A 9,607-nucleotide genomic window follows, 5' to 3' on the forward strand; every position below is an offset into this window, starting at 1 on the left:
ACAACACGAACGTCGAGCGGCCAAGTGGGCACGTGTTCAAGAAGTTCAGCAGCTTTACGCTTCCGGCATGAGCATTCGCGCGATTGCACGCCAGACAGGACTCAGCAGACAAACCGTTCGAACATACCTGCGATGGACAGATCTCCCTCACATCTCTCGGCCACGGCGAAGGACACTACTTGACGCCTACAAAGACGAGATTTCGCAACTCCTTCGTCAGGGATACTCAGGTAGTCAAATTTTTCTCCATCTCCAAACCAAAGGGTATTCGGGTTCTCGTTCCACCCTCACACAATACGTCGCGAATCTGCGGCGGGAAGGCACGAATGCGAACCCTCCAAGAGCATCACAAGCGCAATTTCGACGTCGTCGGATGAATCCGCGACACGTTGCGCGGCTCCTCACACGCTCATCCAACGAACTTGATGACGAGGACAAACAGCAGATTGCACTCATACGAGACACGGTCTCCGGTGCACATCGCGTGATCGAATTATGCCAAGCGTTTCGAGAGTTACTCAACAAGCATGACGCCGCCGGTCTGGAACGTTGGGTTCGCGAGGCACGGACAAGCGGGATTCGAGAGATCGAGCAATTTTCGCGTGGACTCGTGCAAGACTGGCAGGCTGTCGCGGCGGCCGTTACGGAACCTTGGAGCAATGGACAGGTTGAAGGACAAGTGAACCGGTTGAAGATGGTGAAAAGACAAATGTACGGTCGGGCTAGTTTCCAACTCCTGCGGATTCGCCTCCTTCTAGCATAGGCTCGCCATGTAGTCGAATTTTGTCGAATTCCCACACCCTATGCTGGACAATCTTCACCAAAGGTGAGAAAGAACCAATTATAGCCCGGCGCTCACAGTACATGCGAAGTGCTGAGTAAAAACAGTGATGATATACAGTTCCATGAGCATTTTATACAGGAAAATCGAATACTCGGACACGCTCCTAGTGCACAGCAAGCCACGAGGACGCGGCCTCTACTTTGCACGCAATCTCTGCATCTGTCATGCGGATTTCGCGTCGCTTGGATCGTCGAAAGATGTTCTTCCCGCTTCGCGCTTGCTTTCGCGGCAAACTCCCCGTTTGCACGAGCCACTATCAGTCGGAACAGCGCGTCCGCTCCTCGCTCACTCCATCGCCATTTCGATAGCTTGCGAACATAACCAAGGCGACTTGTATTCTCCTCCAAACTGCTTATACTCTCTTTGAAGAACACATGTTCGCATTTGAGGTGTCCCTATGGACCGCCCTACCGCTTTGCTTCGCCAACTCCTCATTCTCGAAGTCATCCAAGCGCACATCACACGCGAACTTGCGCGCGCCAAGGCACAAATGCGAGAAGATGGTCAGCACATCATCGAGCGTCAGGACGGAGACATGGATATCCGCGTCGAATTTCGTGTCGGCGACCACTACGACGAAGCAGTCTTCATGCGCAAGATGCTCGAGGCGGAAGCCGCGAATCGCGCCAAACGGACGGGAATGATCTCGCGATGACCAATCTTGTCTACGGCCTGGTGGATATGCAGAGCTTCTACGCCTCGTGTGAGGTGGCAAGCCGAGAGGAGTATGCGGCCAGGCGCAAGGAGTGCGATGACTCCACCGATCCGCCGCTTGTGGTATCCGGTGACCCGGCCCGGCGCTCTGGCATTATCTTGGCAGCCACACCAACGGCCAAGCGATACGGCGTCGAAAACGCCATGCGCTTGTGGGAAGCGTTCCGGCTATGTCCACGCCTCATCGTCGTGCGGCCGCACATGGCTTTCTATTTGCACGTATCGGTTCGGATACAGATGCTCATGCAGCAATGCTTCCCGTTCCAGGAGCAATTCTCGGTCGACGAGGGCTTCATCGCGTTCCCATACCCGTCCGCGTTGTTTCCGGACCCGATTGCGGCGGCACGCAACCTCCAAGCGCGCATCTGGGATCAGTTCCGCATCCGATCGCGCATTGGACTCGCGCCGAATAAGTGGCTCGCGAAGATGGCGAACAAGGCCGCCAAAAAGACGCCTGGTGGCATCGTATGGTGGCGAGAAGAGGACATTCCGTCAGTGCTCCATCCCTTGCCCGTCGAGGAGATGTGGGGGGTGAAGCGGCGTGCGGAAGTCCTGCGGCGCAAATTCAAGTGTCAGACGATTGGCGACGTCGCGCGCCTGCCCGTCGGTGTGCTCAAGGCTGAATTCGGCGTGTGGGGCGAGGTCATCCACCGTTGGGCGAACGGGATTGACGTAAGTGACATCAATCCGAACAGTTACCACGCGCCGCACAAGGGCTACTCCCATCGCACAACGTTGCCGCGAGACTTCTCCGAGCGCAGCGAAGTCGCTGTCGTTATCTTGGAGCTGCTGGACGAGGTGTGTCATCGCCTCCGGCAGGCGCATCAAGCCGGCCGGCGCGTGGGCCTCGGGCTCACATACGAAGGACTGACGGGCGGGTTCTACCGGGCGAAGACGTTGCCACACGCCACCAACGACCCGGACGAACTGTACCCTGTACTCCTGGCGCTGCTGGACCAGCACTGGGACGGCTCCGGCGTACGGGCCGTGTCGGTGAGCGTGGACATGTTGCAATTTCGCGAGACCGTGCAATTATCGCTGTTTGCGAACGTGCCGGCGCGGGCACGACTGTACGAGACAGTGGACGAGATCCGCGCACGCTTTGGCGAGACGTCCATCATGCGCGCTGTGAGCCTGACACGCGCCGGGCAACTGCGTGATCGGAGTCTGCGAATCGGAGGCCACTACGCATGAACATCCGAGACGGAAACATCTTCGAAGCCATGCGGATGGTCTTGCCTGAGCATCGCGAGCTCATGACGCAGATCCAGCGCATGCGGGCAAAGCGCAAACGCCCCGTGCTCACCGAAGAACGCCTGGAGGAGATGCAGTATGTGCTTCGCGAGGGACGCACTGTTCGCGTGACGGTGTTTACGCCGGAACGGGACGTGGTGCTCGTCGGTCGCGTGTCGGTGCGCGGTCGGGAATTACGTGTGTGCACTGCGGCCGGCGTGCATATCGTGGATGTGCGGGACGTGGTTGAAGTGGAAATGGTAGACGCAGAATCATCGTAATTTGGATGTCGGAAAGGCATCCTTCCTTTGTGGGAAGGGCAACACGCATGGTTGCTATGGCCCCCTACGTGGGTGGAACTGGCGATTTGGAATGATTTATGAGGTCAATGGCTTAAGGGTTAAGTCGCATTTTTGCTCGGTCCAAATTCAAGACCAACAACGTAACCACTATCCGGATTAAGCAAAATTTTTGTCCAAAATTAAGTTCCATACATATCATTATAAAATATTTTAAATTCCCATGGATTTTCCATGGGTGTTTCATCGCTATATCCAAGATAAAGTGTTACATTACACGAATCGCCGGAAGGCAACACATTAGGACAAGGTCTATCTTGGTAGACAAAGCGTCTTGGTAATTCGGTTGTTAATTCGAACGAATGCTTGATGATTCCTCTAAACGGATTATCTCCAAGCACCGCAGGGCCGGGACCGCAATTTCGTAGTGTAAAAGTATATCGAGCGTTTTGATATACATATCTATTTCCTACCAGGCACATATGACCTCCTTCGGGGCGCCCGATGCCCGAGACCGTGACTAATGGCTGAAGATTCATCCTTCGATATCGCTTTGATTCACGTAATCCCAATGTTGCCGCGATGGCCGCCCATGCAGAACCAATACCTCCAATGGCGGTTGCAACCAAAGTGAGTATTTCCAAAACATGCATACTAACTACTCCCTGTATACCTTCATGCCGACGTGTATAACCCGCCTTCGACACTTTACACTCATACGAAGTCCCACAAACCCATAGTCTACACGGGTTCGTGAGACCTGTGAATCACTTGTGTAGTGTCTACAAGGCTCTGCACCTCTGTCGTCTCCGTGCGCTGCACGACCATCCCGTCCGGTGTGCTCTTCGTCACCTGATGCATCGCTTGCATGTGAGAGCGGATGTCGAACCATGTGCGCCCAGTTTAGGCCGCTGCCGTAGAAGGCGGCGACGCGTTCGCGCCACAACTGACGCTTCTCATGATGAGACACAGGTACATGCATACACAAAAACCTCCCGCTGTGCTTGATGAGGTCATTCTTAAGCACGGGGAGGCAAAAAACTATGTGTGGGTTGCTTGACGCTTACCAATAAACTTATATGCCCCATATTGAACACTTCCGCCCACTAGCACAGCAATAACAGACTAGTCGCCGCTGAATGTCCATGCATTGTTGGCCTTTGATAGGACATATGCCTAGTCACTCCGTGTGGTCGTTGTTCCCCCGTGGCCACAATTCCATGGCTCGGTGGGTAATTTCCATATGCCCACTGGGATCGGCCAACGGTGCGAAACCGAACTGGGCGTACAGCGAACGGGCTTCGTCCACAGCGTCCAACGCATACCTACGGAGACCGACGAGATCCGGATGATCCATTACAGCCTTTACCAAGGCTCTCCCAAGACCTCGGCCGCGATAGGGAGCTAACACGAAGACATCGCATAGGTAGGCAAATTGGCCATAGTCGGTAATCACCCTTGCAAACCCAATTTGACTTCCGGTTCGAGTATACAGGCCAAAGTTCAAGGAATGGTCCAACGTCCGACACATGACTTCGTACGGAATGCCGCGGGCCCATTCCGATTCGCGATGTAGGAACCGCCAGATGACCTCCCGTTGAAGTCGGCCCACCTCGGTTGAAATCTCGTAATCGCCAATTGTCACAATGTAATCCACTTAATCCACCTCATTACCAACGGCCAATTGAGTTCTCCCGCGTAATCAGAAACACTCAACTCAGAATCAGTCTGTTAAACATTAGAAATTGAATTCTGAAAAATCATCGAATAATAAAAAACCCCATATCAATGTATTTTAGCTATACTTAGCCCAGAGTCAACCCAGACAGGAGGGTGGTCCGTGTCCAGTTTTCATAAGGGAAACCTCACCGGCACAACGGTCACGCCACCGTGTGCGGGCACCGCGCCAATTCGTGTAGGACGTGCCTCATCCATGCGGCTTCATTGAAGAATACCAGCACCGTGTCGTTGGTTCACGCTGTTCGGAGAACGGATTTCGACGAGGTCAGTCCGCAACAGACTCGCGTTCGGCACCTTGCACAAAACTGCCCCTGAGATACCTGTGTATACACATTGAGATTGCAGTCTCCAGTATATTGTAAGAAGCATGAAGAATCATGACTGCTGCCAAGTCATGCATGATTAGGTAAGTGGAACTGATCACAGTTGAAACAAAGACTATCCATACGAAATACACATATCGCCGCTGCACGATAGGCTGGACATGCGAGAAAGCAAAGATGAGAGACATCACGATATCTTTCATCACAAAATTGCCATGGATAATAGCGCCGATTATACCTCTGTATACATACTCCTCAGGAACCGCTGTGATTGTACCTATGAGGAATAGAACGGAATATGAACATAATGAAATTTGATGAATTACGTTACTGAGTATATCCTCACGGATGCGCTTCCATAAGGTACAAAGGATCATCAGTAGAAGAATCAGGGAGAATGAAATCAGAATTGATATGAACGCTGGGTAAAATCCGTGCCACACAAAAAATGTATTTAATATCTTCGCTTGATGCGACACCAGCAACACGAAGGTTCCCAGTATCACAAGAATGCAGCTCGTCAGTAACCATGAAACAACAAACTTCAAGTTCCTCATGTATGACGCCTCCTCATTACGGGTTCGGTCCCTCTATCTCACTATCGCAACGGATCCCTCACCCGTAATGCTGCGATCAGGAGTCCTCACCAACCGTCGCGACGATTCAGATGCCTGCTCACGGAAAACAGCCAAACTACCTTCCTCTAATTTCCATCTCATGCTCCACCGGCATTCGGTTTGGGCCACGTGAGGGGTTCCACGTTGATTTCCCGCTCCCCGTCGGTGTCAACTATTGCGCAACAAGTAGTCCGTGTCAAGTTTTCGTAGGGGCAGCGAGGGTGAGAGCGAGAGCCCCACAAGCATTGTTCAGAGCCTTGGCCCGCGTGTGAGCGCCCTCAGCACATACTTCACCCACACACGGCTGGCATGTGGCCCGTAGAGCGCCGGCAGTTGCGCCGTTTTCATCGCAGCCTCGTGTGCTTTGGCGGGCGCGGGCGCCCACGACGCTTTCATGAACGCGCGGCTCGCCGCGCGTTCTTGCTTTTCCAGTCCCATCACGACGCTCAGCGACTTCCCGCTTGTTCGTGCAGCCAGCACCCGGGCCAGACGGTGTGCGCCGACCTCGCTCCACCACCCGCCGTGCCGCTTCATCCGCCGCGCAAACTGGTGGAACACCTGCCCCTCCATCGCGCCTAGCGATTCGGCGGCACCGTCTCTCCGGATGCCTTCCCAGTTCGCACGCAGGTACTGGCGCAGCGCGCGCACACGTTCTCGTGCGCTGCCCCTCCGGACCCGTTCTGCCCGCCGCAGTACCGCCTCCACTTCCGTCCAATCTCCGCGCTCCAACGCCGCGCACATTTCTTCATACGCCGCCTTCTCGACGCCAAACGCCGTGCGCAGATGTTTGTACAGGTGGTACAGGTCCAACCGGTGCACCGCGCTCGGAAACACATCCACGCCCCGCTTCGCCCACGCCGCGCCGTCCGTGCCCACCCAACAGCACGCCTCTCCAACTCCCACTGCTCCGAAAACGCTGCCACGGCCTCTTCCCACACTTCTTCGCCTGGCACCACGCCTGCCACCACGCGGCGCCCCACAAGGGCCTTCCGTTTGCCACCAGCCGACTGTTTCCCTTCATAGGCCACGACGACGTCAAGCACGTCCGTAAGAACTCATCAAACCGGAAACTTTATGCATTCTCAGTTTCAGGGTGTCCACTGTATTGACTCATTGCCAATGCGGCACGCTGACTTCACCGCACGGGACCGGTCAATCCGTCTGTTCGGACCAATCCACTCACTGCGTGTCGTCTTCGCGCAGGGGCCTCACCGAATGCACGAAGCTCACCAACCGTTCCGTGGAGATGCCGGAAGCCATAAGCAGGTACGGCCTTCCGTCCACTTCCCAATACAGTCTCGAAATCACGAAACGAGGCGTGATCACTTCTCCGCTTCTCGCCTGGGCCCCAAGTTGGGGCCACTCGTCCTGGAGGTCTGAGATCCTCCAATGACGATGCACGTCGTCCGTTACCGCTCCTGCCTGCCACAAGATAATGAACGCTTCACCCCGCAACACCGCCGTAGAACGTGCGGGTGCACCGTACCGGACCGCCCACTCTCGCCCTTGATAATACTTGGAGATTTCAACATGGTCGTGCAATCCGAGTTCTTTCACGACGGACCGGTCGAGCCCTAACAACGGAAACGGACATTGACGTATCGCGTCGTGTGGCTCAACACGAATCGGGATGCCGCCGAGGATGTCACCCAACGTCCACAGGCGTCCCTTCTTTCCATCCGCAGGCAAGTTGAACTCGCGCCTGGCAACCGATGCGTTCCATTCGATGTCCTCCATCACCTCGCGGAACACACACCCGCGGCCATTCCAGTACTCGATGCGCCTCGGCAGACCGTCTTCCGGATGAATCCAGAAGTGGACGCTCTCACACGCCTCATCCTCCTCGGCGGTGACGTCGCGATCGAGCTCCACCCACAGGTGCCATAACCGTTCGCCCTGCTCAGGCGGCATGACCACCAAGTCATCTCGGGTCAGCAACTCTTTCCAAAGGTGGCCCAACATGAACGATGGATCCGCCTCGTGCGGGACCTGCGCTTCCTGGATGGTGTTCGTCTTTGCCATCCACACTCGCATGCGGCGTCCATGAATGATCGTGACGACGCGCCCGGCATCCGGCGATTCTGTTTCAATCCTCAGCCAATTGGGCGCACGCCATGTATACCGCGCTTGTTGTCTTCTCCCGATCTGCTCACCTGAAAGCCATTCCCTGATGAGCGTGAACCTCAGGCTCTTCATCGTGGCCCAGGCTCTGGCCAACGTGTGACGAACCGCTGGATGATCGACCTTTTCCCCGGAGCCCCAAGCAGACAGGACATAGTACAGTGACTCGTAGGCAGACTCCTGGCCGGCCGCATCACCTCCACCCTCCTCCAGGGCGGCTTGCAATTGCTGCCTTGCCCTCGACAAACGTGATTTAACGGTCCCCGCCGGAATTCTCAGGAACGAGGCCACATCCCGGATGGGCCATTGGTATATGCCCGCCAGAATAAATACCTGTTTCAATTCCAGCGGCAGGCTGTCCAGCGCTCGTTCCAAATCCAGTTTCAGGACGGTACTCCGTTCTTGGTCTACATCCGACGCTACCTCCTTCATCTCCTCGACCTGCTCCCTGTACGCTTGCATCAACGTGCGATACGCCTGCGTCTTCACAATCTGAAAGAACCAACGCGGAAACGCCTGTGGATTCCGTAACTCGGACAGGTGACGTGCTGCGGTCAGCCAGCTCTCCTGCACAACGTCTTCCGCCAAATCTCGATCCCGGCAAAACTGCGTGACCCAGCCTAGCGCCTGTGGGCGGAACATGGAGACAAGCGTGTTCCAAGACTCCGGCAAGCCTTGGCGACATGCCTCGACCAGTTGAGCAACTTCCATGGTCCTCACCTCTTTCGCGGTTGTCACCCGTAATGATTCGAAGCGAGGCATGAAGGTTCTCACCAGAGGACCAAGAAGCGTGTCCCGTCCACGCCTCTGTGCCGAGGTGTGTGATCATGGTATTGAGTCAATACAGTGGACACCCCTAAACAAATAATGTATTATTATTATTTTACACAATATCTATATATTGTAGAATAATCATTCCTCGGATATCAAAAAGGACTTCACCCTTCATTTCCGAATTCAACTACTACACTCAACTCACGCTTAATTCTCGAGTCCATGCGTGGATTTTGCTCCATACCATCACACCCCCAGATTTAGATTCTCATCAAACAACCCCAACTGCACCCCCTCCGTCCTCGCCAGCTTCTCCCGCGCCCGCTCTACATACGCCTGCACCGTCCCGCGCCGAATCCCAAGTTCCCGCGCAATCGCCGAGTACGTCATCCCGCGCTCGTAAGCAAAGAGGCACGCCGCTTCCCGCAGGCTCAGGAACGATAACCACGCCACGGGCAGGCGCTCTTCCTCTTCGCAGGCTTCGTCCGCCTTGTCCCAGTCCATCCACCGTCTCCGCCGCGCCGCAAGCCTGTCCAGGTCGGCCAGGTCGCCGACGAGGATTTCGCGCCGAGGAGCGCGGTATTGCCCCTCCATTTCTGCTAACGCATAGTCGAGATCACGAACCATGCTGTCATACAGAGTGGCATCCTGATCATTGGCCTCTCGCCGCGCTCGGTTCCGAGCCTGACGGATCGCCTCGCGCGTGGACTCGTACTCGACAATCAGGTCCTCTAGGTCCCTGCGCATGGTCTCCCTCCACAGGTTATCCACAAGGCATCCACAGACTTGTCCACAAGGACTCGAAAGAATCGGCTCTTAGTCTTCAACAATTTCTACCTGATGCCCGACTTCGACACTTCGTAGTCATACAAAGTCCCACGAACCCTTTGCCCATGCAGGTTCGTGGGACCTGTGGATAACTCGTGTAGTGTCTACAGCCCT

At 55.2% G+C, this 9,607-nt stretch carries 10 protein-coding genes; 4 read left to right on the plus strand and 6 right to left on the minus strand.

Annotated elements, in window-relative coordinates; genetic code table 11:
• The 4 genes from J3481_RS13940 to J3481_RS13955 form a co-directional block, all read left to right on the plus strand.
• Nucleotides 1–763: transposase (locus J3481_RS13940; RefSeq protein ID WP_206832725.1), on the plus strand; the 763-nt coding region annotated here is incomplete at its 5' end.
• A 478-nt stretch (nucleotides 764–1,241) separates the two neighbouring features.
• A complete protein-coding gene (locus tag J3481_RS13945; protein ID WP_206832726.1) occupies nucleotides 1,242–1,499 on the plus strand; it encodes a hypothetical protein in 258 nt (85 codons plus the stop codon).
• Nucleotides 1,496–2,752 carry a DNA polymerase IV gene (locus tag J3481_RS13950; RefSeq protein WP_206832727.1) on the plus strand — a complete coding sequence of 419 codons (1,257 nt, stop codon included), beginning with the start codon at nucleotides 1,496–1,498 and terminating at the stop codon, nucleotides 2,750–2,752. The genes J3481_RS13945 and J3481_RS13950 overlap by 4 nt, the downstream gene beginning before the upstream one ends.
• Nucleotides 2,749–3,072 (plus strand): YolD-like family protein, encoded by a 324-nt coding sequence (locus tag J3481_RS13955; protein ID WP_206832728.1) that lies wholly within the window; start codon nucleotides 2,749–2,751, stop codon nucleotides 3,070–3,072. The genes J3481_RS13950 and J3481_RS13955 overlap by 4 nt, the downstream gene beginning before the upstream one ends.
• A gap of 200 nt (nucleotides 3,073–3,272) precedes the next feature.
• Here the strand turns inward: J3481_RS13955 and J3481_RS13960 are convergent, their stop codons facing one another.
• The 6 genes from J3481_RS13960 to J3481_RS13980 form a co-directional block, all read right to left on the minus strand.
• The gene (locus tag J3481_RS13960; RefSeq protein ID WP_206832729.1) at nucleotides 3,273–3,743 is read right to left on the minus strand and encodes a hypothetical protein; all 471 of its coding nucleotides are present in this window, start codon (nucleotides 3,741–3,743) and stop codon (nucleotides 3,273–3,275) included.
• A 527-nt stretch (nucleotides 3,744–4,270) separates the two neighbouring features.
• On the minus strand, nucleotides 4,271–4,747 hold the full coding sequence (locus J3481_RS13965) for a GNAT family N-acetyltransferase (protein WP_206832730.1): 477 nt from the start codon (nucleotides 4,745–4,747) through the stop codon (nucleotides 4,271–4,273).
• A gap of 348 nt (nucleotides 4,748–5,095) precedes the next feature.
• Nucleotides 5,096–5,710 (minus strand): CPBP family intramembrane glutamic endopeptidase, encoded by a 615-nt coding sequence (locus J3481_RS15125; RefSeq protein ID WP_407929343.1) that lies wholly within the window; start codon nucleotides 5,708–5,710, stop codon nucleotides 5,096–5,098.
• 309 nt (nucleotides 5,711–6,019) lie between these two features.
• Nucleotides 6,020–6,646 (minus strand): UPF0236 family transposase-like protein, encoded by a 627-nt coding sequence (locus J3481_RS13970; RefSeq protein WP_206832731.1) that lies wholly within the window; start codon nucleotides 6,644–6,646, stop codon nucleotides 6,020–6,022.
• Nucleotides 6,647–6,949: 303 nt separating this feature from the next.
• Nucleotides 6,950–8,602 carry an RNA polymerase sigma factor gene (locus J3481_RS13975; RefSeq protein ID WP_206832732.1) on the minus strand — a complete coding sequence of 551 codons (1,653 nt, stop codon included), beginning with the start codon at nucleotides 8,600–8,602 and terminating at the stop codon, nucleotides 6,950–6,952.
• A gap of 309 nt (nucleotides 8,603–8,911) precedes the next feature.
• Nucleotides 8,912–9,412, minus strand: coding sequence for a sigma factor-like helix-turn-helix DNA-binding protein (locus J3481_RS13980; RefSeq protein ID WP_206832733.1), 501 nt, complete (start codon nucleotides 9,410–9,412; stop codon nucleotides 8,912–8,914).
• Nucleotides 9,413–9,607: the final 195 nt, after the last annotated feature.

The organism is Alicyclobacillus fructus (assembly GCF_017329605.1).
Lineage (GTDB): Bacteria > Bacillota > Bacilli > Alicyclobacillales > Alicyclobacillaceae > Alicyclobacillus > Alicyclobacillus fructus.

Coding starts and splice junctions, on each gene's coding strand:
- J3481_RS13945 (WP_206832726.1), top strand. CDS start 1,242: ATGGACCGCCCTACCGCTTTGCTTCGCCAACTCCTCATTCTCGAAGTC.
- J3481_RS13950 (WP_206832727.1), top strand. CDS start 1,496: ATGACCAATCTTGTCTACGGCCTGGTGGATATGCAGAGCTTCTACGCC.
- J3481_RS13955 (WP_206832728.1), top strand. CDS start 2,749: ATGAACATCCGAGACGGAAACATCTTCGAAGCCATGCGGATGGTCTTG.
- J3481_RS13960 (WP_206832729.1), bottom strand. CDS start 3,743: ATGCATGTTTTGGAAATACTCACTTTGGTTGCAACCGCCATTGGAGGT.
- J3481_RS15125 (WP_407929343.1), bottom strand. CDS start 5,710: ATGAGGAACTTGAAGTTTGTTGTTTCATGGTTACTGACGAGCTGCATT.
- J3481_RS13975 (WP_206832732.1), bottom strand. CDS start 8,602: ATGGAAGTTGCTCAACTGGTCGAGGCATGTCGCCAAGGCTTGCCGGAG.
- J3481_RS13980 (WP_206832733.1), bottom strand. CDS start 9,412: ATGCGCAGGGACCTAGAGGACCTGATTGTCGAGTACGAGTCCACGCGC.